Here is a 20,920-nt window from a genome sequence, read left to right on the forward strand (position 1 = left end):
ATTCATGAACAAGGAACGGGTCGGCTTTATCGGTCTCGGCAACATGGGCGGGCGCATGACGCGGCGCCTCGTCGACGCAGGCATCGCGGTGCTCGGTTACGACACCGCGCGCGAACGCGTCGACGCGGCGGGCGCGAAGGCAGCGGGCACAGTGGGCGAAGTGCTCGCGTTTGCGGACGTCGTGATGATGTCGCTGCCGGACAGCAAGGTGGTCGAAGCGGTTGTCGAGAGCGAGGACGGCGTGCTCGCGCACTGCCGCGAAGGACAGATCGTGGTCGATCTGAGCACGGCGGCGGCGAGTTCGACGATCCGCCTCGCGCGGCGTTTTGCCGAGCGCGGCGTGCGTTATGTCGATGCGGGTATTTCGGGTGGCGCCGCAGCGGCGGAGAAGGGCTCGCTGACGCTGATGGTGGGCGGCGCCGCGGATGCCGTTGCCGCGCTGCAATGGGCGTTCGCGCCGATCAGCGCGAAAGTCGCATACATGGGAGCGAGCGGCGCCGGCCACACGACCAAGCTGCTCAACAATTTTCTGAACGCCGTGAGTCTTGCCGCCAGTGCCGAAGTGATGGTGGCGGGCAAGAAGGCGGGGCTCGATCTGCACTTGCTGCTCGACGTGCTGAACAGCAGCAGCGGTGTCAACTTCGCCACGCTCAACAGGTTCCCGAAGATCGTCGACGGTGACTATCTGGAAGGCGGCCTGACCGGCAAGCTGATGACCAAGGACGTCGTGCTGTACGTCGACCGCGTTCGCGAACTCGGCGTGATGTCACTGAATTCGGCCGGGCCTCTGGCGAGCTTTGGCCTGGGCACGGCGCTTGGTTATGGCGATGTGATCAGCAACCGTGTCGTCGATGCGATCGGCGACGTGTCGGGCGGCGTGCGGCTGTTCGACGGAGCACACAAGGAGGAAAACACATGAAGGTCTTTCACGGCAGAGCGGCAGGCGCGATGTCCGAGCGCCGCAGCGACACGTTTACCGGCACCGTCTGGGCCGACCCGGTAATGCCGGCCACTAACGGCGTCACCATTAACACGGTGTTTTTCGCACCGGGCGGCCGCACCTATTGGCACACGCACGAGCACGGCCAGGTCCTGCAGGTCACGGCCGGTCAGGGCTGGATCTGTCTGGACGGGGAAGAGCCGCAGCCGATTCGCCAGGGCGACATTGTGTTCATCGGACCGAACGAGCGGCATTGGCATGGTGCGAGCGAAGGCAGCTACATGGTTCACATCGCGACGTCGATTGGTAAGGGCACGTGGCAGGAAGAAGTCGCGCAGCGGGACTATCCGGCAACGGTAGCGGCAACGGTAGCGGCAACGGTCGTGGCAACGGCAGCAACTTAGCGCGAGCACCATGACCGCGCGTGCGGGGCACTGGCGTTCGCAGTGAGCCCTCCCGCACGCGCCAAAGAATCACGCGCTGTATCGCCAACGAGGAAATCCAGATCATGACCCAGACCACACCGCAGCCCGACGCGTCGCGTCTTCGCGATGAACTCGTCAGTCTGCACGGCAAGGCGAGTCCCGAATGGGACAGCCTCGTGCGCCTCGACCCGCGTTTCGTGGATGCGTACCTGAAGTTCGCGGGCGTACCGCGGCGCAGGAATCATCTCGACGACAAGACGCGCGCGTTCATTGCGCTCGCCGCCGATGCCTGCGCGACGCAGTTGTACGCACCGGGTGTCGCGCGCCATATTGAACGGGCGCTGTCTTTTGGCGCGACGCGCGACGAGTTGATCGAAGTGCTGGAGTTGATCAGCACGATCGGCATTCACACCAGCAACGTCGGCGTGCCGGTGCTGCTCGAAGTGCTGAAAGAAGAGGGCTTACGTCATGGCGCGCCACCGCTCGACGAACGCAGGCAAATGCTGAAAGCCGAGTTCGAGAAGAATCGCGGCTATTGGCACCCCACCTGGGAAGGCCTGCTCGAACTCGATCCTGACCTGTTCGAGGCGTATGTCGAGTTCTCGTCCGTACCGTGGCGCACCGGCGTGCTGAGCCCGAAAATCAAGGAGTTCATGTACTGCGCGTTCGACGCCTCGGCGACGCACCTCTACGTGCCGGGCCTCAAGCTGCACATCCGTAACGCGCTGCGTTACGGCGCGACTGCCGGGGAATTGATGGAGTTGCTGGAGATTGTCAGCGTAACGGGGATTCACGGCGCGGAGCTGGGCGCGCCGTTGCTGGAAGCCGCACTCAAGCGCAGCGGCGCGGCGGCGGGAGACCCGCATGCGTAATCCGCCCATGCGCGGGTCGGTCTTCGCCGTGAGTCTTGCGCTGCGCGAGCACGGCACGCCACGTCCGCCGGCTTTGCCGGACAACCGGAAGCCTGACACGGGTTCCTCGGCATGGCGGGCGATGCAGAAGCCGCCGCTTTCGGTGCTCGCGTCGAACAGCAGCGAGCATGCGCATGTGCTGGCCGTTGCGATTCTCGGCTACAACTGAAGCGGGCTTCGACATGAGTCCTCAAGCGGGCACTCTGGTCGTGCTGCGTCACGGCCAGTCGATATGGAATCGCGCTAACCGTTTTACCGGCTGGAGCGACGTCGGCCTGTCCATCCAGGGTGTGGCCGACGCGCAGCGCGTTGGGGAGCGGTTGCACGAGGCGGGCTTTCGCTTCGATCTCGCGGTGAGCTCGGCGTTGCTGCGCGCCACCGACACGCTCGCGCATGTACTGCGAACCCTGGAGCAGCCGGTGCCCAACATCGTGCGCTCGTGGCGGCTCAACGATCGCCATTACGGCATGCTGACGGGGATGGAAAAGAACGAGGCAGCACTTGCCTTTGGCGCGGAACGCGTGCGGCTATGGCGGCGCGGCTTCGATCTCGCGCCGCCCGCGCTCGACGCGGACCAGCACGCGGCCCTGGTGCGCGCGCTGCATGACGACGCGATGCCCGCTGCCGACGCGCTGCCACGCACCGAAAGCCTGCGCGACACGCTGCGGCGCGTGCTGCCGCTGTGGGACGACTGCGTTGCACCTGCGCTGACCCGCGGACAGTCCGTGCTGATGGTGGGGCACGGCAACTCGTTGCGCGCGCTTTTCAAGCAACTCGACGGCATTGGCGACGACGCAATCGCGTCGGTCGAAGTTGCGCATGCGCAGCCGTTGGTCATGAGATTCGATGCAGCGCTCTCCGTTATTTCGCGCACACCGCTTGCCGCGCTGGCAGCAAGCCGCTGAAACGCACGCCGACTTGCTGTTTTTCTGCCCCATGTGCGTCAAAGACTGCCGGTGACGAAGCCGCTCACGTATCATGGAGGCTGAATCTTGTCGGACGGGAATACAATAATGTCAACAGACATGGGCTTGGTCAGACCTGAGACGCTGCGGCATCACGTTGAGAACGTGCTGCGGCAGGCGATCGTGAGTGGACGTTTCGCGCCTGGCGCTCGCCTGATCGAACGCGAACTGTGCGAGTCGCTCGGCGTGAGCCGCACGTCCGTGCGCGAGGCATTGCGCAAGCTCGAAGCGGAAAAGCTGGTGCGCAGCGTGCCGCACAAGGGTCCCATCGTCGCGGTGATGTCGAAGGAGGAGGCGGTCGAGCTGTACGCACTGCGCGGGCTGCTCGAAGGTTTCGCCGCCCACGAATTCGCACGCCTTGCCCACGACGATGCCATCGCGCGGTTTGGCGAAGTTGCGAAAGAACTGCGCGCCCAGGCCGCTGCGAAAAATCAGGATGGCGTTCTGCGCGCGAAGACGGCGCTTTATGATCTGCTGCTCGAAAACTGCGGCAACGCGCTGGTCCGCGAAATCCTCAACAGTCTCTATTCGCGCATCAATCTGCTGCGCACCACGTCGCTGATGCATCCGGAGCGGCTGCCGGACAGCCTGCGTGAAATCGACCGGTTATACAAGGCATTGAAGGCTCGCGACGGCGAAGCCGCGCAGGACATCGCGCGGCTGCACGTCGCCAATGCCGAAAAGGCTGCACTGCGGATGCTGGAGAGCGCGGAGTAGCGCTTCACGCCACTCCAGATCTTCGTGCGTTAGAAGAAGCCCAACGGCTTGTCGCTATAGCTCACGAGCAGGTTCTTCGTTTGCTGATAGTGGTCGAGCATCATCTTGTGCGTTTCGCGGCCAATGCCGGACTGCTTGTAGCCGCCAAACGCCGCATGCGCCGGATAGGCGTGGTAGCAGTTCGTCCACACGCGGCCCGCCTGAATCTGCCTGCCGAAGCGGTAGGCACGTGTGCCGTCGCGCGTCCACACGCCGGCGCCGAGGCCGTAGAGCGAGTCGTTGGCGATTTCGAGCGCCTCTTCTTCGTTCCTGAACGTCGTGACCGAGACTACCGGTCCGAAAATCTCTTCCTGGAAGATGCGCATCTTGTTGTGGCCGCGGAACACGGTCGGCTTGACGTAATAGCCTTTGCTCAATTCGCCGCCAAGCGCATTGCGCTCACCGCCGATCAGGCATTCGGCGCCCTCCTGTTTGCCCAGATCGACATACGAAAGAATCTTCTCCAACTGTTCCTGCGAGGCCTGCGCACCGATCATCGTTCTGGTGTCGAGCGGATGCCCTTGCGTGATGGCGGCGACGCGTTTCAGCGCGCGTTCCATGAAGCGGTCGTAAATCTTTTCTTCGATCAATACGCGTGACGGACACGTGCACACTTCACCCTGATTCAACGCGAACATCGCGAAGCCTTCGAGAGCCTTGTCGAAAAACCCGTCGTCACGATCGATCACGTCGGCGAAGAAAATGTTCGGGCTTTTGCCGCCAAGTTCGAGCGTGACGGGAATGATGTTCTGGCTCGCGTACTGCATGATGAGGCGGCCGGTCGAAGTCTCTCCGGTAAACGCAATCTTGGCGATGCGCTTGCTCGATGCCAGCGGCTTGCCGGCTTCGAGGCCGAAACCGTTGACCACGTTCAGCACACCCGGCGGCAGCAAGTCCTGAATCAGTTCGACCAGCACGAGAATCGATGCGGGTGTTTGCTCGGCAGGCTTGAGCACGATGCAGTTTCCCGCTGCGAGTGCCGGCGCGACTTTCCACACGGCCATCAGGATCGGGAAATTCCACGGAATGATCTGACCGACCACACCCAGTGGCTCATGAAAATGATAGGCCACGGTATCCGCGTCGATCTCGGAGAGCGTCCCTTCCTGTGCGCGAATGCAACCGGCGAAATAGCGGAAATGATCGATCGCGAGCGGGATGTCCGCGGCGAGTGTTTCGCGGATCGGTTTGCCGTTGTCGATCGATTCGGCGAATGCGATGCGCGAGAGGTTCTGCTCCATGCGGTCCGCAATACGGTTCAGGATGTTCGCGCGCAAGGCGGGCGACGTATCGGCCCAGGCTTTGCGGGCGCGGTGAGCCGCATCCAGAGCGAGTTCGATGTCTTCTTCCGTCGAACGGGGAATCGACGTAAAGGGTTCGCCGGTGATCGGCGACACGTTGTCGAAGTACTCGCCACGCACCGGAGGAACCCACTCGCCGCCGATGAAATTGGCGTATTGCCGCGCATACGGAAATTCGACATCGAGAAACTGCATATCTGCGTGATTCATGCCTGACTCCTCCAAATGATTGTCTGAACGCCGACGGAGAAAGCGCGCTTTGGCGTGACGTGTGCGCATCACCGCGGCTCTTCATCGTGAGGAGCATTCAGCGAGAAGCGTGCCATTGGACATGAGTGTGCGGCATGCATAGCGACGAGCGCCGTTCATTCGCGCGCGCTTTGCTTCATCGGTCGGGCAACTGTCATTTTTAGCAACACATGTGCGTTCGAATGTGCCACGCCGCAACACTGCCGGCACGCATGGAGAGCCGCTCTTTCACGCGATTGCGGCGCGCTTTCATCGACTATCGCGGCCCGAGGCGCACTTGCCGCCAATGGCACGCGACTTGCCTTGAATGGCCCGCAGCCAGTCTGCGTTCACTAGACGATGGCGCCGCCGCACGGCCTCGCGTCGACAACTCAACAGGAGACAAGGATGAAAGCACGTTTAGCTTCGGCGACGCGGCCCACGGCGCTTGCAATGAGCGTGGCGACCGCCGTCAGTCTGTTATTCGGATCGGCGATGGCCGCCGGCGACTACCCGGCCGTCACCTATGAGCGATTGACCGCTGCGCAGAGCGACCCCGGCTGGCTCACGTACTACCGCACCTATAACGGCCAGGCGCACTCGCCGCTCAAACAGATCGACACTGCGAACGTGAAGAACCTCAAACAGGTCTGGAGCTACAAGTTTCCGGCGGACCTGCAGCAGGGATTCGAAGCCACGCCGATCGTCAACGGACGCTTTCTCTTCGTGACCACGCCGAAGGACAACGTCTATGCATTCGACGCGGTAACCGGCAAGCAATTGTGGAAGTTCGAACCGAAGCTCGGTGCGGAGTCGTTCAAGACGGCATGTTGCGACGTGATCAATCGCGGCGTGGCCCTGTATGGCAAGAACGTCTACGTCGCGATGCTGAGCGGTGACGTGGTCGCACTCGACGCGCAGACTGGCGCGGTTGCGTGGCGCAAGCAGATGTTCGAGCCGGGGCTCGGCTATGCATTCTCGCTGGCGCCGCTTGCGCTCGACGGCGCATTGGTGGTGGGCAGCGCCGGCGGCGAATACGGCGCACGCGGCTTTATCGCGGCGTTGAATCCGGACGACGGCAATGTGCTGTGGAAGCGCTTTACGGTGCCCGCGGCTGGCGAGAAGGGTGGAGATACGTGGCCGAACGGCATGCAGGAACATGGCGGCGCGCCGGCCTGGCTGACGGGCACTTACGACGCTGCATCGAAGACGCTCTACTGGGGCGTGGGCAACCCAGGCCCGTGGCTAGCCGATCTGCGTCCGGGCGACAACCTTTACTCCGATTCGCTCCTCGCACTCGATCCGAAGAACGGCGATCTCAAATGGCATTACCAGTACACCAAACATGACACATGGGACTACGACGGCGTGAATACGCCGGTACTGGCGACGATCAAGTATCAGGACAAGGAGTACGACGCGATCATTCACGCGGACCGCAACGGCTTCTTCCATGCGATCGACCGCGGCACAGGCAAGCTGATCTATGCGAAGCCGTTCGTGACGGCGACTTCGGTAACGGGCTACACGGCGGATGGCGCGCCGATTCAGGATGCGTCGAAGTACCCGAAGGCCGGCACGACGATCGAAACCTGCCCGAGCTTCCTCGGCGGCAAGAACTGGTGGTCGGTTTCGTACGATCCGGACAAGCACATTGCAGTCGTCCCGGCTTTGCACGCATGCATGTCGCTGTCGGGCAAATCGGTGAACTACATGGAAGGCTTGCCGTACCTCGGCGAAGGCTTCGAAATCAAACCGGAGCCCGGCAGCAAGGGTTATGGCGAGCTGCAGGCGATCAATGTCGACACGGGCAAGAAAATCTGGAGCCACTGGAGCAAGATGCCGTGGAACGGCGGCGTGGCGACCACGGCCGGTGGTCTTGCGTTTAGCGGCTCGCTCGACGGCCACCTGTACGCATTCGATGTGACGACCGGCAAGGTGTTGTGGCAGAGCCCGAAGCTGGCAAGCGGAATCGTCGCTCAACCTTCGGTGTTCGAGGCCGACGGCAAGGAGTATGTCGCCATTCTCGCGGGCTACGGGGGCGCGAATCCGATCTGGGGCGGCCCGATGGCGAAGGCGGCGGAGAAGGTTCCACGCGGCGGCACGTTGTATGTGTTCGCGCTCAACCACGGCTGATGTCCACATGGCTGTCACGACAAGCCGGCCGCGTCCGCATGGACACAGTCGCCCGGTCGTGACGGTCAGGCCTTTTCTGGAAACAGGATCATGAAGACTCGACTCAATAGGTTCGCCGTTGCCGGTGTCTTGCTGGCCACCGGCGCACTGGCACCGGGACTCGCCAGCGCAGGTGTGCGCGTGTGCACGTTTCCCGGCAGTCCCTCGACCGCGCTCGACGAAGCGGTCGCGCGCGAAGCGTTTCGCACGGCCGGTATCGCGCTGTCGCTCTCTCCCGGAGGATTCGACAGTGGCGACGACGACGGCGTCTCGCTGAAGGAGCTAAACGCCGCACTGGCGAGAAAATGCGATGTGATAGCCGGCTTTCCGCGTTCGACAGTGGCAGATGGTTCCGGCAGCAAACTGACCTTCTCGCGCGGTTATCTGCGCTCCGGCTACGTCAGCATCACCACGCGAGAATCGTCCACGCCCGCCGGCGGAGCCGAGGTGGTTGCGGCAACTTATGCGAGCCCCGCGCAACTGATTGCCGTGCAGCAGCCGAACGTGAAACTCGACCTGGAGAACACAGCGGAGCTGACGGTCGACGCCGTGGCGAGCGGGCATGCGCAGCGCGCGATCGTCTGGTATCCGGCGGTGGTGGCTTACACGATCAAACATCCTGAGCGGCACTTCCGGATTGTCAATGCCGCCTCGCAGTATGCCGACTGGCAGTTGGTGTTCGCGTTCGGCAAGAACGGCGCGGGGTTACAGCCGCGAATCGACGCGGCGCTCGAAAAGATGGCATCGGACGGCCGGCTCGCGGCATTGTCTCGCCACTGGACTCTCCCCGAAGCGGCTCAGGCGAGCAGTTCTGCCGCGCCGGCGTTTGCCTATCGCGATGGCCCAGGCCGTGGCGGCGCGGTGTGGCGTATGACTTTGGCATCCGGGCAGGGTTCGCAGCAAGGTCGGTTTCTCAAGGTCGATGCGAGTGCAGCCGCCGATGCGCCGGCTTTCGACCGCACGCAGGTCGCGCATGGCAAGACGCTTTACTCGAGTTCGTGTGCGAAATGCCACGGTCCCGACCTGCAGGGACTCAATGCACCCGCATTGCGCGGGCCGGCTTTTGCACCGGCTGCCAATGCGAAGCTGACGATCGGCGGGGTGTACGGATACATGGCGAACAATATGCCGGCTGACCGCCCGGGCAAGATGAAACCGCAGGATTATGCGGACATCATGGCCTTCCTGCTGTATTCGAATGGCTATAGCGCGAGCAGCACCAAACTCACCGACGATAGCGCCAAGGCATCGACCACACCGCTCAACGCGCGCACATCGCAATAGGCCCGGTATCTTTCTTCACTGAGTTTCTTCACTGCGTCGGTCGCCATGGAACGACGACGGCCCGGCAGTCTTCCCGTCATTCACGGGGAGCGCCGGGCCGCCTTCCTTGTAACCGTCACTTTATCCATTACCCCTGCCGCATGACGTGTCCCTGCTGCGAACAGGCAGCGGAGCGTCGATCAGCGCAGCCGTGTCAGTCCAGCCAGCCGCGTTGCCGCGCATGGTCGATGAAACGGTACACGTCGGCGGCGAGGTCGGACGCTCTGAACAGATCTTCCAGTTCACCGATAATGTCGTCCAGTTCGCGTGTCCCGTCGCAGCGCACGAGAATTTCCCCCGCGCTCGGATTGAGATTCACGGTGCCATCTGGAGAGAGCAGCACGTAGGTATCCCGAACGCCTTCCCATTGCAGGCGGAACTTCGTGCGCAAACAGGGCCGAAGGCTGGCGTAATGGTCGTGATGCGGGGCATTCATACGGGTTACGCCTTTAAGATCTCTTCGAGCATCAGCCCGAGCCGGCAATTCTGGTCTTCATGGGCCATGTTCCGGGCGCCGTCACGCTCGCTCACATAAAGCGAGCGGCGTGCGGCGTTTTATCGTTGCTTTAGCGATTGGCGATATACATCGTGATTTCAAAACCGAAACGCAGATCGGAATAGGCGGGGGTGGTCCATTGCATGACTGTCTCCTTGAATAAAACATGTGATTGAAGAACCGCATAGGTGAAGCGGCCGTGTCGATTAACGCAAAGTCTGTGCCGGGAGAATAGAGCCAAGTTGGAAGCTGTGAAGGACGCGCCGAATGATTAGCATGTCGAATGGACAAAAAAAATAATCGATGTGTGCTGTGACGTCGCGTGTTCCGCGCTCGGACCGGGCGCGGAACACCTGTTCATTTCAGTTACAGCACTGTTGCAAATTGGAGCAGTTGTGACACCTACGAGTCAGGCCGCGTTTTCCGAGTCGCTCAAACCCTGCAACGGCAGCTTTCTATAAATCGTGTTGCGCGAGATGCCAAGCGCGCGAGCGGCCGCCGACACATTGCCGCCATGTTGTGCCACGGCTTGGGCAATGACGCTGGTGGCGACGTCTTCAAGACGTCCGCTTGGCAGCGGTAAGGCTTCTGTGCTGGCCGTGCCCGGCGCGGTAGCCGTGCGCAAGCCGTCGAAGAAATCGTCTGGCAAATGCTCGCGGCGAATCTCGCCGTCCGCATCGACCATGGCCGCCGCCGTGCGCAGAAGATTGCCCAACTGCCTGAAATTGCCCGGCCATGCGCATTGCTCGAACAGCGCCATCACGTCCGGGGCAACGCTCAGGCGCTGCCCTTCGCTGCTCTCGGCAGACGCGCATTGCAGCATCTTCTGGATGACGGCGGACAGATCCGTGCGCTCGCGCAGCGGCGGCAGTTTGACCACCATGCCGTTCAGGCGGTAGTACAGATCCTCGCGAAACCGGTTCTGCGCAATCATCTCACGCAGGTCGCGGTGGGTCGCGCAGATCACGGCGATATCGACCGGTATCGACTTCGATGAGCCAAGCGGATTGACAAGCCGTTCCTGCAACACGCGCAGCAAGCGCACCTGCAACGGATAGGGCATGTCGCCGATTTCGTCGAGGAACAGCGTGCCGCCATTGGCTTGCAGCAGTTTGCCGATGGCGCCCTTGCGCCGCGCGCCCGTGAACGCGCCTTCCTCGTAGCCGAACAACTCGGACTCGATCAGCGTTTCCGGTATCGACGCGCAGTTGACCGCGACGAACGAGCCGGAGCGTCGCGGCGAGTCGTTGTGAATCGCCTGCGCGAGCAGTTCCTTGCCGGTTCCGGTCTCACCGGTGATCAGGATCGGTATGTCCTTGCCGATCACCTTGCGGATTTTGCCGATGACTGCCGTGATCTGGGGGTCGCCCGTGTCGAGGTAGCTGAGTCTCGACAACGCACCCGCGGCTGGCGTCGCCGCTTCCGCGCGCTGGGCCGTGCGCGTCTCGCGGGTTTCCTGCGGCAGCGAGCTCGCCTCGGTGCGAGTGTCGCGGCGGAATTCGACGTGCGCGCAGACCACCGCGCCAGTGTGCAGGTTCAGCGATAAATGCCGGTCCCGGCTGACTCGCCGGTGATCGAGTAGTTGCGCGCTCGTGAGACCGAATAACGACGACAGCGTATGCGCGCGCAAGCCCGCGAGCGGCATGCCCAACTGGAATTGCGCACTGCGATTGGCGGACAGGAAACGGCCGTCGCAGGTGAATGCGGCGATGCCTTCCATCAAGGTGCCGAGAAATTCAGGGCGGCCGTGAAAGGCGATTTGCAAGGTTTCGCGAAAGGTGCTCGTAAACAGATGATTCTCGATCATCTGCACGGACATTTTCGCCAGCGCCATGGTGTGCTGGTGATAGCTGCGATAGTCGCCGGTGACATCGAGCACGCCGATCAGATCGCCGTATGGATCGAGGATCGGCACACTGGAGCAGGTGAGAAAGCGATTGGCCGCCAGATAGTGCTGCTCGCCGTGGATGGCGGTTGGGCATCGCTCGGCGAGCGCCGTGCCGATTGCGTTCGTGCCTTGGCGGTCCTCGGCCCAGTTGGCGCCCGGGCGCAGCGCGACTTTCTCGGCGCGCCGCAGAAAGTCGTCGTCGCCGATCGAATGAAGAATCAGGCCTTCGGCGTCGGTCAGCACGATCATGCTCTGCGTGTTGACGATCTGCTCATGCAGCGTTTCCATCACCGGCGTGGCATGTGCGCAGAGCACACGGCTTTGTTCCAGCTTCAACGAAAGCTCGGCCGCGGGCAGGACGTCGTAGTCCGGCCGCATCAGCGCGCTCAAGCCGAAAGTTTCGGAGCGTTCGTGGGATTTCTGAATCGACGGTGTGAGCCAGCCGGGCTCATGGGCCGTCATTGGCGCTACAGCGTGATAGACCTCATCGCGCATTGTCTCCTCCTGCTGGTCAGCCCCGTTCGTTTTGCCGGGGTCGTGCGGGTACTCCAACAAGCAAGTCATATGCCAGTGAAGAGTTTCGCGGAGTCGGCGGTTGTTCCTGCCATCGCCTTGATGGGGCCGCTGAATTGAGCGTCAACGGAACACGTCGTCTGGATACCCGCGGTCAGTGTGTATGTTCGTGCCGAAACCCGTAGCGGGTTTGATCTGACTCAAACCATGTCCTCGGGGAAGCGATCCGGGCGACTCAATACATTGAGCCGCGCTTGCGGCGCTTATAGGGACCGGTGTGTGGCCTGGCGCTTAGCCGTAGCGTGTGCGTGAGTTTCATGGTGTTCCGCGAGGCGGACAACGGACATGAAATTTTCCCGCAATCGAGCCACGGAAGGGGTGAAAGCAGGTGGATTGCCATGAACGGGGAGAGACGTGACATCGTGAACAGGATGAGCGATCGGAGCGAATGCATAACGTCTTAACCATTCACCATACCCGCGCACCAGAAAGCCTCCCGAGCGATCGATGTATTGCTGGCGGGACGTTTCATACACTTTCCGAAGCGCAAACCAGGGCACTTGGGGAAGGTCATGGTGTACTGCGTGATAGTTATTGTTCAGAAACAGCAGACGCCAGAACCACGCCGCTTCGTTGACGACGGTGCGATGCTCGTGCGCGTGCGCCGTACGATGTTCCTGGAACGAGCGGACCGAACCCAGCGACAGCGATCCATATCCCACACCGACAATAAAGACCCACGCCGGGACCGCGCAAACATGTTGCAGCCAGGCGGTGAGCGCGGCGAGTGCGGCGAAGTGCGCAAGCCACACCGGCACATCGCGCCATTCACCACGTTTGATCTGACGGAGCGCATCGACACCGGTTGCGGCGATGGCGAACGCGGGCCCGACCAGCAGGCGGCCGATAAACGTATTACGGAAGGTCAGCAGCGCACGAATCGCCCAACCCGCGCGTCGCCACGCGCTAGCGCTGACGAAGTAACTCTCGGGATCGCGCTCGGGATGCGTGAGATACGCATCGTCGTGATGTCGAAGATGCGAATCGCGGTAAATGCCATACGGAAAGCACACGGCGAGCGGCGCGAAACCGAGCAGCGCGTTGACGAACGGCGAACGCGTGGGGTGGCCGTGCAGCAGTTCATGCTGCAATGACATGTACCACGTGCCGAGCACAGCCAGCAGGAGCGTAGTAAGCGGTAAGCCGAGGTCGCGCACATGTGTCGCCACGCTGAACCATCCGCCATAGATCGTCACGATCAGCGCCCAGGTTGGCCATTGCGTGCGCCATGTCCAGCTTGTCGCGAGGCGGGCGAGTGTGTTGCGTTGCGTGTCGTCGAGGTAAATCGCCATGAAAGGGATCGGTCGGAATGCAGGTTCAGACCGATCCTACGGACCCCCGAGCATTGCCAGAACCAATTTGTTCAGCAATGCATCTGCTAAAACGTGCATAGCGGCGCCAGCTTGCGCGCGGCGGGCCGCCTAGCCTCGTTGGTCAGGCGCTTACCGGGCGTCCGCCACGCGGCACGCGTGATCGAGCAGGCCTTCGGCCGAGCCGTTGCCGTTCTCCACGTCGATCCCGCTGTTCACGACCAGCCAGCCGTCTTTTTCCGCGGAAGGCCCCGCACCCGTCACGAGGATGGTTTGCGTGGCCATCGTCCCGGCCCCCTGATTGTCCCGCGCGACGATGTGAAACGGATTGTCAGCGTGCGTGAGCGCGCTCACGCGCATGATGCGGTAACGGTTGCCGTCGAGCGTATCCCAATGCCATTCGTCAGGCGCATCTTTCGCGTGCCGTGCGAGCGCTTCACTGATAGCGCCGCGCATGCAATCGATATGAATATGCAACTGGTTTTGCGAGCGGCGGTATTGCGAGTTGATCTCGAGGCCGAGTTGATTGTCCGGCAGATCACGCTTGACCGACTTCTCGACGTAGGTCCGCGCGTTCCAGGCGTCGGCCCAATAGTCCTGCGCGTGCGGCGCGAGCACGAGTGGGCTTTCAATGCCGGTGATACGGTCGGTTGGAATCAATAGATACTGCGACCGTCCGACAATATCCTTCAGGATAGCGTAGCGTTTGTCCAGGTCGACTGCCGTGCATTGGCCCGGCGTGCCGGTGGCCTGTTGCGACGGCACACAGCGCAGGTCGACAATTTTCCACAGCGCATTCGAGTCGATTGTGGCGAGGCGCGCGCATGCGCTTGCAGCCAGCGCGACGGCTAACGTGGCCACGATTCGCGCACCGTAGCGAAAGCGGGCCCGTCTGCGGTGGGCGGGCGTTGGTGTTTTCATCGGCGGCAGAGTCAAATTTTTTAGAGTTGTCGCGAAGGTTGTTTCGGTATCAGAGCAACGGCGCCGGCAGCGCGCCGAGGATCTGCTCGAAGGCGACGCCGATGGCAAGAAGGCGCCGGTCCTCACCGAGTGGCCCATCCAGTTCCAGTCCAACCGGCAGGCCGCCCGCCGTCATGCCCGCCGGCAGCGAAAGTCCCGGAATGCCCGAGGTGCTGGCCGGATCGGTGTTGCGCAGGAACGCGTCCATCGTGTCGATCGGCGGCGATCCGTCTATGGATACCGTCGACGAGCCGTTCACGTCGTCGATCGGCACGGCGGCGAGGCGCGTGGTCGGAAACAGCAGCGCGTCGAGGCGTTCATCGGCGAAGGTCGCGGCAACGTATTGCTGCAAGCGCGGCCGCCAGTCACTCAGCGCCGCGTCGTAGTGCTCGCCGAGGACATCGGCGAGTACGCCGTCGTAGATCGCGCGCACGTCCGGGCTCGCGATGCGGGCCGCCATGTCGACGACGGTTCTGACCGGCGCATCATTGGCGACGAGCCAGGCGAGCACGTCGTCGCGCACCTCATGGATCGCAATCGGGCCGCCCACCATGCCATTCAGACCGTTCAACTCGCTCATTGCCACGGGCACGAACACCACGCCCGCCGCTTCGAGCCTCTTCAACGCGGCACGCGCGACGTCCTCCACCTGCCGTTCGAGCCCTTCCCACAGCGGCGCGGGCAAGCCGATGCGCAAGCTGTTCAGCGCGAGGACCGGCAACGCGCCGGCGCCGGTGATCACGCCGTCGAGCAGCGCGATATCGGCGACGGTGCGCGCCATCGGCCCCACCGTGTCGCGCGTATGGCTGATCGGCACCACGGCGTCCGGATCGTGATAGCGCCGCTCGGCGCCGCCGTTGCCGACCGACGGACGAAACCCCACGGTGCCCGTCAACGCGGCGGGGATGCGGGTCGAACCGCCCGTGTCGGTGCCGAGGCCCGCCGGCGCGATACGCGCGGCAATCGCCGCCGCCGTGCCGCCGGACGAGCCGCCCGGAATCAGCGTGGGATCGTAGGGATTGCGCACCGGCCCGGCGTGCGAGGCGAGGTTCGTGCTCGTAATGCCGAATGCCAGTTCGTGCATATTGGCTTTGCCGAGTATGATCGCGCCCGCGTCGATGAGGCGCTGCACCGAGGGCGCATTGGACTTTGGCACGAAGCCCGCGAGCGCCGGGGTGCCCGCCGAGGTTTGCAAGCCGGCGGTGTTGATGTTGTCTTTCACGACAATGGCGAGGCCTGCGAGAGGCAAGCGCACCTTGTCGGCCGCGGGCAGTGCGTCGATGCGCCGCGCGGCGGCGAGCGCGCCGTCGAGGTCGAGCGTGGTGAGCGCATTGAGGCTCGAGAGCGCCGCCGCTCGCGCGAGCAGGGTGGCCACATAGTCGGCGGCCTTCAGGCGGCCGGACTGGATCGCGGCAACGGCTTGCGTGGCGCTCAGCGCGAGTTGTTCATCAACGGTCCATGTCATGGCCGGTGTCTCCTTCGTCTTATGTCGGTGTCCGGCGCGAGGGTTTCATGAAGCGCAGGGCGAGACGCGCGAGCGTCGGCACCAGCTTGGGACGCAACAGTCTTGCATCGTAGCCGCTCATGCGCCGGTCATTTTCCGCGAGGCACAACGCGAACAGGTCGCGCGCGTTCATGGCTTCGCCGATCACGCCGCTGCTCGCGGGAAGAAAATTCGAATCGTGCGCCATGCCTTCAGCGTCGATACCTTTCGCGATCGCCACACGCTGCCAGACCAGCACCACCCAGATCGCGGCTACGCGCAACGCGTGCCACGGTCTGCGCCACAGCGGCATGGTGCGGCGATGCCACGCCACCCAGTTGATGAAAAACAGGATGTGGCGCGCCTCTTCCTGAATCACGGGCTCGAAAGTCTCGACCAGCGCCTCGGGGAAAAAGCCTGACTGCTGCGCCGAGCGGAACAGCCCGAACGCAAAGAAACTGTCGATGCACTCGCTATAGCCCGTGCGCATCCATTCCCACTCGGCGTCGCGCGGGACGGGATAGGGTGGCTCGGGTGCGATCTCGATCCCGTAGGCGGCAATCAGCTTCGAGAGCACGTGCTTGTGACGTGCTTCTTCGTCGCCGTCCATGGTGATCGCTTCGCGCAGCAGGGGATCGCTCAATTGCGCGGCATAGGTATGCACGGCGATCGACGCGCGGCCTTCGGTCTGCACCGCGATGTCCCAGATCGGCAGCGCGCACAGCCGTTCGAGCGCATCCGGCGGCAACGCCGGCCAGTCGATCACGGCCGGCTTATAGGGGTTGTGGGTTTCAAGCAGCATGCGGCAAAACATCTGCTTGTGCGCCTCGGAACCGATCTTCACGCGGGCGGGGCCGTGGAAGGTCCAATGGCGCAGGGTGCGGTCTTCGGCAACATCTGTCAGTGTGTCGGACATGGCAGGCGTACAGAGGGCGAACTCGATGTGTCGCCTATTCTGGCACAACCTTTCAAATTCCGACGTCGAGCGGCGCACGCCTCGCGGCGCCGCTCCCGACGCGCATGATGCGCTTGAAGCGAGAGGCGTTACTGGTGGTTATCGATCCACATGCGTCCCCAGCGGAATGCGTAGGCAAGAGCGTGCTCTTCGTCGAAGAAGTAATCGAGCGCGTCGAATGAATACGCCTGAGCGTGGCTCGCGGAAGTTTTCTCGATGGTCAGGTTGGCGGCGAACAGGCCATTGGGAAGCTGTTGTGCGGCCGGTGCAACTTCATAACCCTTGTAGCGAATATGTGCGTTCATGATTTTTGACAGTCAGTGTCCCCGCGTGCGTTGCGAGAAGGCCGGCTCGTCGGACGCAACCCGTAGCGTCACGCGGCCGGTAAATCAGCGGGCAGGTCAAAGACTAGGCCGCGCTGCGCAGCGGGTGAACCAATCAATCGTCGTTAGCAAATCAGCAGGCAGGTTAGGAGTAGCCCCGATCGGATCATATGCGCTGTGTTCGAGCACACTATCCGGCGTTGTGGATCGCGGGTCTGTTATGTGCCGCACGGTTTGCACGAACGACGACGACCGCCGTGGCCGCCCGGGCGGATCCACGGCGTCGTGAGACGGTAGGCAGAGAAGGGAACTAAACCGAGGGAGTTAAACCGAGGGAATCAAACCGCGTGCAGCAGGCGTGCGGACGGCGTGTCCTTGAGCGCGCTGCCGATCGGCGCGGCGTCCGGCGTGCGATGCGCGTTGAACGCCAGCGCGAATTGCGCGGCTTGCTGGCCGACCGTGGCGAGCTGATCGACGACCTTCGCGTCGGAACAGGTGTCGACGGTATCGAAGCGCGTTTCCAGCGTGTTGATGCCGGCGCCGAACGGCGTGGGCCAGCCGCGCAACGCGTGAACGATCGAGCGCAACGACGTCAGCACCGAGCCGGCGGCTTGCCAGCCGTAAGCCGTGACGATACAGCCGACCGCGCGGCCGTCCAGATACGGGCGTTCGTCGGCGCGCAGTTCTTCCAGCGTGTCGAGCGCGTTCTTGACGAGACCGGATACGCCGCCGTGATAGCCCGGTGTGGCGATGATCAGCGCGTCCGCGTGGCGCACGGCCTCGATCAGTTCGAGCTGCTCGTCCGTGCGGTGGGGCTGTTCCGGAGCATAGTGAGGCAAGCTATGCAGGAAGGTGCCGCCGAACAGGCGGGTGTTCGCGCCGGCGGCTTGCGCGCCACGCAACGCGAAGCCGAGTGCGCGCTCGGTCGACGAAGCGGCGCGCGTCGTGCCGCCAATGCCGACGACGAGCGGCCGGCGAGAATGATCGAAACTGGTCAACGAAATGCTCCTTCGGTAGCGGCTCACGATGCGCCGGCGCGGGGCTGCGCGCAGCGGACCGGGGCGAACCGGACTTTGAAGTGTCATCTTAATGAGCGCGGGGCGCGGCACGAAGCGACTTTTTGTTCTAACGATATAACCGCGCGGCGTGTTGGCGCAGTGGCGGTGCGCCCGCCGCCGGCACGGCGGGGGCATGTAACACGCCCTGCAATGCACTTGAGGCCGCGCCGGATAAGCATATGGCGAAGCATTGGTTGGGCGCGCGACAACGGGCGGCTATGATCGAATCGTCTCCTCCATGACATCTCCTTGACATGGGATTCGGCCTCGCCACGCCAGTGGCGGGGCCTTTTTTTATCCGGCGAGCGAGCAGCGCCCGCGCGGACCGCTTCACGATAAAGCCGTTTTTTGCATGCTACGATGGTCCGCGAAGCGAATCACCGCGAGGTCGAGCAAGCAATGGCAACCCTTTATGACACCCTCGGCGTGCCCACGCACGCCACGGACGAAGAAATCAAGCGGGCCTACCGGAAGGCCGCGATGAAGTGGCATCCCGACCGAAATGGCGGCGCCGAGGAAGTTGCGCGCGCCACCTTCCAGGAAATCAAGGACGCGTATGCGATCCTCTCCGACGCCGCGCAACGCAAGGTGTACGACTCGGTCTACGCCGAGCAGATGCGCGGCTGGGAAGCGCAACGCGCTCGCCAGCAGCAGGCCCGCGCCGAGCGCGAAGCGGCGGCGCGGGCCGCTGAAGAGGCCGCGTATGCGGAGATGGTCTCGCTAGCCATGCGTTTCGCCGATGATGGCCACAACCGCGACGTGCTGTTCGGCGTGCTGCTTGGGCGTCGATGCGAGGCGCGGCGAGCCGCGCAGATCGCGGATAGCGTGTCGGCGCTGCAGATCTCGCGCCGTGAAGCTGCGAAGGCAAAAGCGAACGCGGCGGCCGATACGGTCAATGCGCCCGAGGCTGCCGATATTGCCGATGTATCAGCGCAGCCCGAAACCACGTCTGCGAAACAGGACGGCGCGACGCAAGCCGCGCAGGCCAACCGCACCGCTCCTGACAAGCGTGCGGAACCCGCAGCCGAAGCTCATCCGGCGGGTGTCTTCGAAGGCTTGTGGTTTCAGTTTCTCAATGGATTGCGGTTTTAACCTGTCGCGTTTCGGGCCGAGTTTCGGGCCGAAACAGGAGCCCTCGAATCGCAGCCATGTGAGGAATAGCGCCTTGGCCGCTAGACCATAGAGGTAGACCGAATTGATATAGAGAGCAGGCTTTAGCGCCCGAATTTGCGCTTCTAGAATTAAAAACATGGCCGTGGAATGCGAGGTCCGATCACGGCAAGTAAGAGCGATGCCTGCTCATTGCCACGCGAACCGCTTCGCTCGATTTCCACGCAGTCGATCCCTAGAGGCACGACGGCCATGTTCACTTTCATCGTAGTCGTTGCGGTGGCGGCGTTTATTCCCTACGTCGCGGCACCCGGTATTGCCAATGGCGTGAAGGCGATCAGCACGCCGCCCGCGGCGATGTTGTTCGACACTCCGCCCGCACCGGCGGCCGGCGGAAGCGATGCAGCCAACCGGATCGTGTCCGGTCAGCGCGAGACCGACGCTTCCGTCTGAAACGTGCGCGTTTCGGTTGCTCTCGAATGAAGGCTCAATGAAAGCTTTGCGCGTGCGCTGGTACACTTCGGGACGGCGCAGCGCACGGTGTCCGTGAATGAAACTCCCCTGGTACAAATTCTCGTGGCGCAACAAATTTGATCATCGTAGTGTCACGAGGGCGCAAGACTGAGCCGGCAGAATTGCAGATAGAACCAAAAAAATACAGGGTACGGGGTAAGCGTGACCAGAAAATATAAGGTGCTGTTTCTCTGTCGCGAGAATTCGGCACGCAGCATCATCGCCGAAGCTCTATTGAGGGAACTGGCGGGACACCGGTTCGACGCATTCAGCGCGGGACCGGAGCCGGCCGCCCGGGTTCATCCATTCGCGGTCGCGCAATTGCGGCCAGGCATCTCGGATCTCGGCGTGCTCAGCCCGAAAAGCTGGCTGGAATTCACCGGGGAATGGGCGCCGCGCATGGACCTCGTCATCGCGCTGGACGACTCCGTCGACGCACGCCATGCGCCCGCGTTTCCGGGTGCACCACCGTCGTGCATCTGGAATTTCGCCGATCCGCTCGCCGTGGAAATCTCCGAGTCCGAACGCGTGCGCCTGTTCGACAAGGTGTTCTGGCAAATCGTGCGGCAGGTCAGTGGGTTTATCGAACTGCCGGAATACGCAACGCCGCCATCGGCCACGGTCAACGCGGCATCGATTTGCGCGCCCATCGTTTCGGCGCACGGCGCCACCACTTGCGACGCGTAATCGCTATCCGGCTCCGCTGCGGACACGACTGCGCCCAAAGCAAAACGTCACGCAAGGTCACCGCACGGATTGCGCGGAAGTCGGCGGGTCGCCAACGGCTGCATGCGGTTAGCGCGCGAAGCCCGGTCTTTCATGGCGTTATGCCGCTCAATCATTAGCGTGAGCCCGCACGGTGCGGTGGCTCAGCGGTGGTTCAGCGATTGTTCGAGCGCGCGAGCGGACTGCCTGCGAACGGATCATTTTGCCAGTCCACACGTTTTTTCGGCTGCGGCGCGGGCGCCGGCGCCGGCGCGGCCGACAACTCGAAGTGATCGATAGACTGCCCCGCGCTGATGGCCTGTTTCAGCCACTGGGGCATCTCGCCCTGGCCGTCCCAGCTATCTCCGGTCGCGCTACGGTAGCGTTCGCCCTTTTTCGCAGCCGGCTCGGACGCCAGTACTGCAGCAAGGTCTTCTGGTTTGATACCAAACTCTTCCATGCGGTGGCGGAGATACGCAATCATGCTATCTCGCTTCCTTTCGTCCATAAGATATTCGTCCT

The 20,920-nt window shown here is 62.8% G+C and carries 22 protein-coding genes; 11 read left to right on the forward strand and 11 right to left on the reverse strand.

What is annotated here, in order from left to right; translation table 11 throughout:
* Positions 1 to 4: 4 nt before the first annotated feature.
* The 6 genes from BLW71_RS34405 (at position 5) to BLW71_RS34430 (ending at position 3,958) form a co-directional block, all read left to right on the forward strand.
* The gene (locus BLW71_RS34405) at positions 5 to 919 is read left to right on the forward strand and encodes an NAD(P)-dependent oxidoreductase (protein WP_091809227.1); all 915 of its coding nucleotides are present in this window, start codon (positions 5 to 7) and stop codon (positions 917 to 919) included.
* A complete protein-coding gene (locus BLW71_RS34410) occupies positions 916 to 1,344 on the forward strand; it encodes a cupin domain-containing protein (RefSeq protein ID WP_091807635.1) in 429 nt (142 codons plus the stop codon). The genes BLW71_RS34405 and BLW71_RS34410 overlap by 4 nt, the downstream gene beginning before the upstream one ends.
* A gap of 104 nt (positions 1,345 to 1,448) precedes the next feature.
* Positions 1,449 to 2,237, forward strand: coding sequence for a carboxymuconolactone decarboxylase family protein (locus BLW71_RS34415; RefSeq protein WP_091807637.1), 789 nt, complete (start codon positions 1,449 to 1,451; stop codon positions 2,235 to 2,237).
* Positions 2,230 to 2,445 carry a hypothetical protein gene (locus BLW71_RS34420; RefSeq protein WP_091807639.1) on the forward strand — a complete coding sequence of 72 codons (216 nt, stop codon included), beginning with the start codon at positions 2,230 to 2,232 and terminating at the stop codon, positions 2,443 to 2,445. The genes BLW71_RS34415 and BLW71_RS34420 overlap by 8 nt, the downstream gene beginning before the upstream one ends.
* A gap of 13 nt (positions 2,446 to 2,458) precedes the next feature.
* Positions 2,459 to 3,181, forward strand: a complete 723-nt coding sequence (locus tag BLW71_RS34425; protein ID WP_091807641.1) for a 2,3-bisphosphoglycerate-dependent phosphoglycerate mutase — start codon at positions 2,459 to 2,461, stop codon at positions 3,179 to 3,181.
* Positions 3,182 to 3,289: 108 nt separating this feature from the next.
* Positions 3,290 to 3,958: a GntR family transcriptional regulator gene (locus BLW71_RS34430; protein WP_091807643.1), complete on the forward strand. Its 669-nt coding sequence runs from the start codon at positions 3,290 to 3,292 to the stop codon at positions 3,956 to 3,958.
* Positions 3,959 to 3,987: 29 nt separating this feature from the next.
* Here BLW71_RS34430 and adh read toward each other — a convergent pair whose 3' ends face one another.
* A complete protein-coding gene (adh, locus tag BLW71_RS34435) occupies positions 3,988 to 5,508 on the reverse strand; it encodes an aldehyde dehydrogenase (protein WP_091807645.1) in 1,521 nt (506 codons plus the stop codon).
* Between the two features lie 426 nt (positions 5,509 to 5,934).
* Between adh and BLW71_RS34440 the strand changes: the two genes are divergently transcribed.
* Together BLW71_RS34440 and BLW71_RS34445 are read left to right on the forward strand one after the other, a co-directional pair.
* Entirely contained in the window at positions 5,935 to 7,662 is a 1,728-nt protein-coding gene (locus tag BLW71_RS34440) for a methanol/ethanol family PQQ-dependent dehydrogenase (RefSeq protein WP_091807648.1), read from the forward strand.
* A 90-nt stretch (positions 7,663 to 7,752) separates the two neighbouring features.
* Positions 7,753 to 8,985: a c-type cytochrome gene (locus tag BLW71_RS34445; RefSeq protein ID WP_091807650.1), complete on the forward strand. Its 1,233-nt coding sequence runs from the start codon at positions 7,753 to 7,755 to the stop codon at positions 8,983 to 8,985.
* A 193-nt stretch (positions 8,986 to 9,178) separates the two neighbouring features.
* Here BLW71_RS34445 and pqqD read toward each other — a convergent pair whose 3' ends face one another.
* From pqqD to BLW71_RS34490, 9 genes are all read right to left on the reverse strand, one after another.
* Positions 9,179 to 9,460, reverse strand: coding sequence for a pyrroloquinoline quinone biosynthesis peptide chaperone PqqD (pqqD, locus tag BLW71_RS34450; RefSeq protein ID WP_091807652.1), 282 nt, complete (start codon positions 9,458 to 9,460; stop codon positions 9,179 to 9,181).
* Between the two features lie 130 nt (positions 9,461 to 9,590).
* Positions 9,591 to 9,665, reverse strand: coding sequence for a pyrroloquinoline quinone precursor peptide PqqA (pqqA, locus tag BLW71_RS34455; protein WP_007178434.1), 75 nt, complete (start codon positions 9,663 to 9,665; stop codon positions 9,591 to 9,593).
* A 264-nt stretch (positions 9,666 to 9,929) separates the two neighbouring features.
* Positions 9,930 to 11,903, reverse strand: coding sequence for a sigma-54-dependent Fis family transcriptional regulator (locus BLW71_RS34460; RefSeq protein WP_091807654.1), 1,974 nt, complete (start codon positions 11,901 to 11,903; stop codon positions 9,930 to 9,932).
* Between the two features lie 281 nt (positions 11,904 to 12,184).
* Positions 12,185 to 13,273 carry a fatty acid desaturase gene (locus BLW71_RS34465; RefSeq protein WP_091807656.1) on the reverse strand — a complete coding sequence of 363 codons (1,089 nt, stop codon included), beginning with the start codon at positions 13,271 to 13,273 and terminating at the stop codon, positions 12,185 to 12,187.
* 150 nt (positions 13,274 to 13,423) lie between these two features.
* The gene (locus BLW71_RS34470; protein ID WP_091807658.1) at positions 13,424 to 14,212 is read right to left on the reverse strand and encodes a CDP-diacylglycerol diphosphatase; all 789 of its coding nucleotides are present in this window, start codon (positions 14,210 to 14,212) and stop codon (positions 13,424 to 13,426) included.
* A 49-nt stretch (positions 14,213 to 14,261) separates the two neighbouring features.
* Complete coding sequence (iaaH, locus tag BLW71_RS34475; RefSeq protein ID WP_091807660.1) at positions 14,262 to 15,716, reverse strand: indoleacetamide hydrolase; 1,455 nt, start codon at positions 15,714 to 15,716, stop codon at positions 14,262 to 14,264.
* 19 nt (positions 15,717 to 15,735) lie between these two features.
* Positions 15,736 to 16,650, reverse strand: a complete 915-nt coding sequence (locus tag BLW71_RS34480; protein ID WP_091807662.1) for an aminomethyltransferase — start codon at positions 16,648 to 16,650, stop codon at positions 15,736 to 15,738.
* Between the two features lie 128 nt (positions 16,651 to 16,778).
* Positions 16,779 to 16,994, reverse strand: a complete 216-nt coding sequence (locus tag BLW71_RS34485; protein WP_091807664.1) for a DUF6566 family protein — start codon at positions 16,992 to 16,994, stop codon at positions 16,779 to 16,781.
* A gap of 356 nt (positions 16,995 to 17,350) precedes the next feature.
* Positions 17,351 to 18,010 carry an NADPH-dependent FMN reductase gene (locus tag BLW71_RS34490; RefSeq protein WP_091807666.1) on the reverse strand — a complete coding sequence of 220 codons (660 nt, stop codon included), beginning with the start codon at positions 18,008 to 18,010 and terminating at the stop codon, positions 17,351 to 17,353.
* A 459-nt stretch (positions 18,011 to 18,469) separates the two neighbouring features.
* Between BLW71_RS34490 and BLW71_RS34495 the strand changes: the two genes are divergently transcribed.
* From BLW71_RS34495 to BLW71_RS34505, 3 genes are all read left to right on the forward strand, one after another.
* Complete coding sequence (locus BLW71_RS34495; RefSeq protein WP_091809229.1) at positions 18,470 to 19,162, forward strand: J domain-containing protein; 693 nt, start codon at positions 18,470 to 18,472, stop codon at positions 19,160 to 19,162.
* 270 nt (positions 19,163 to 19,432) lie between these two features.
* Positions 19,433 to 19,633, forward strand: coding sequence for a hypothetical protein (locus BLW71_RS34500; RefSeq protein WP_091807669.1), 201 nt, complete (start codon positions 19,433 to 19,435; stop codon positions 19,631 to 19,633).
* 222 nt (positions 19,634 to 19,855) lie between these two features.
* Positions 19,856 to 20,380, forward strand: coding sequence for an arsenate reductase ArsC (locus BLW71_RS34505; protein ID WP_091807671.1), 525 nt, complete (start codon positions 19,856 to 19,858; stop codon positions 20,378 to 20,380).
* Positions 20,381 to 20,573: 193 nt separating this feature from the next.
* On the opposite strand, the gene BLW71_RS34510 is transcribed toward BLW71_RS34505, so the two are convergent.
* A complete protein-coding gene (locus BLW71_RS34510; RefSeq protein WP_091807673.1) occupies positions 20,574 to 20,906 on the reverse strand; it encodes an H-NS histone family protein in 333 nt (110 codons plus the stop codon).
* Positions 20,907 to 20,920: the final 14 nt, after the last annotated feature.

This window comes from Burkholderia sp. WP9 (assembly GCF_900104795.1).
Classification (GTDB): Bacteria; Pseudomonadota; Gammaproteobacteria; order Burkholderiales; family Burkholderiaceae; genus Paraburkholderia.

Excerpts from the sequence above, each read along its gene's own strand:
- BLW71_RS34405 (WP_091809227.1), top strand. The coding sequence starts at position 5 with ATGAACAAGGAACGGGTCGGCTTTATCGGTCTCGGCAACATGGGCGGG.
- BLW71_RS34410 (WP_091807635.1), top strand. The coding sequence starts at position 916 with ATGAAGGTCTTTCACGGCAGAGCGGCAGGCGCGATGTCCGAGCGCCGC.
- BLW71_RS34415 (WP_091807637.1), top strand. The coding sequence starts at position 1,449 with ATGACCCAGACCACACCGCAGCCCGACGCGTCGCGTCTTCGCGATGAA.
- BLW71_RS34420 (WP_091807639.1), top strand. The coding sequence starts at position 2,230 with ATGCGTAATCCGCCCATGCGCGGGTCGGTCTTCGCCGTGAGTCTTGCG.
- BLW71_RS34425 (WP_091807641.1), top strand. The coding sequence starts at position 2,459 with ATGAGTCCTCAAGCGGGCACTCTGGTCGTGCTGCGTCACGGCCAGTCG.
- BLW71_RS34430 (WP_091807643.1), top strand. The coding sequence starts at position 3,290 with ATGTCAACAGACATGGGCTTGGTCAGACCTGAGACGCTGCGGCATCAC.
- adh (WP_091807645.1), bottom strand. The coding sequence starts at position 5,508 with ATGAATCACGCAGATATGCAGTTTCTCGATGTCGAATTTCCGTATGCG.
- BLW71_RS34440 (WP_091807648.1), top strand. The coding sequence starts at position 5,935 with ATGAAAGCACGTTTAGCTTCGGCGACGCGGCCCACGGCGCTTGCAATG.
- BLW71_RS34445 (WP_091807650.1), top strand. The coding sequence starts at position 7,753 with ATGAAGACTCGACTCAATAGGTTCGCCGTTGCCGGTGTCTTGCTGGCC.
- pqqD (WP_091807652.1), bottom strand. The coding sequence starts at position 9,460 with ATGAATGCCCCGCATCACGACCATTACGCCAGCCTTCGGCCCTGTTTG.
- BLW71_RS34460 (WP_091807654.1), bottom strand. The coding sequence starts at position 11,903 with ATGCGCGATGAGGTCTATCACGCTGTAGCGCCAATGACGGCCCATGAG.
- BLW71_RS34465 (WP_091807656.1), bottom strand. The coding sequence starts at position 13,273 with ATGGCGATTTACCTCGACGACACGCAACGCAACACACTCGCCCGCCTC.
- BLW71_RS34470 (WP_091807658.1), bottom strand. The coding sequence starts at position 14,212 with ATGAAAACACCAACGCCCGCCCACCGCAGACGGGCCCGCTTTCGCTAC.
- iaaH (WP_091807660.1), bottom strand. The coding sequence starts at position 15,716 with ATGACATGGACCGTTGATGAACAACTCGCGCTGAGCGCCACGCAAGCC.
- BLW71_RS34480 (WP_091807662.1), bottom strand. The coding sequence starts at position 16,650 with ATGTCCGACACACTGACAGATGTTGCCGAAGACCGCACCCTGCGCCAT.
- BLW71_RS34485 (WP_091807664.1), bottom strand. The coding sequence starts at position 16,994 with ATGAACGCACATATTCGCTACAAGGGTTATGAAGTTGCACCGGCCGCA.
- BLW71_RS34495 (WP_091809229.1), top strand. The coding sequence starts at position 18,470 with ATGGCAACCCTTTATGACACCCTCGGCGTGCCCACGCACGCCACGGAC.
- BLW71_RS34500 (WP_091807669.1), top strand. The coding sequence starts at position 19,433 with ATGTTCACTTTCATCGTAGTCGTTGCGGTGGCGGCGTTTATTCCCTAC.
- BLW71_RS34510 (WP_091807673.1), bottom strand. The coding sequence starts at position 20,906 with ATGGACGAAAGGAAGCGAGATAGCATGATTGCGTATCTCCGCCACCGC.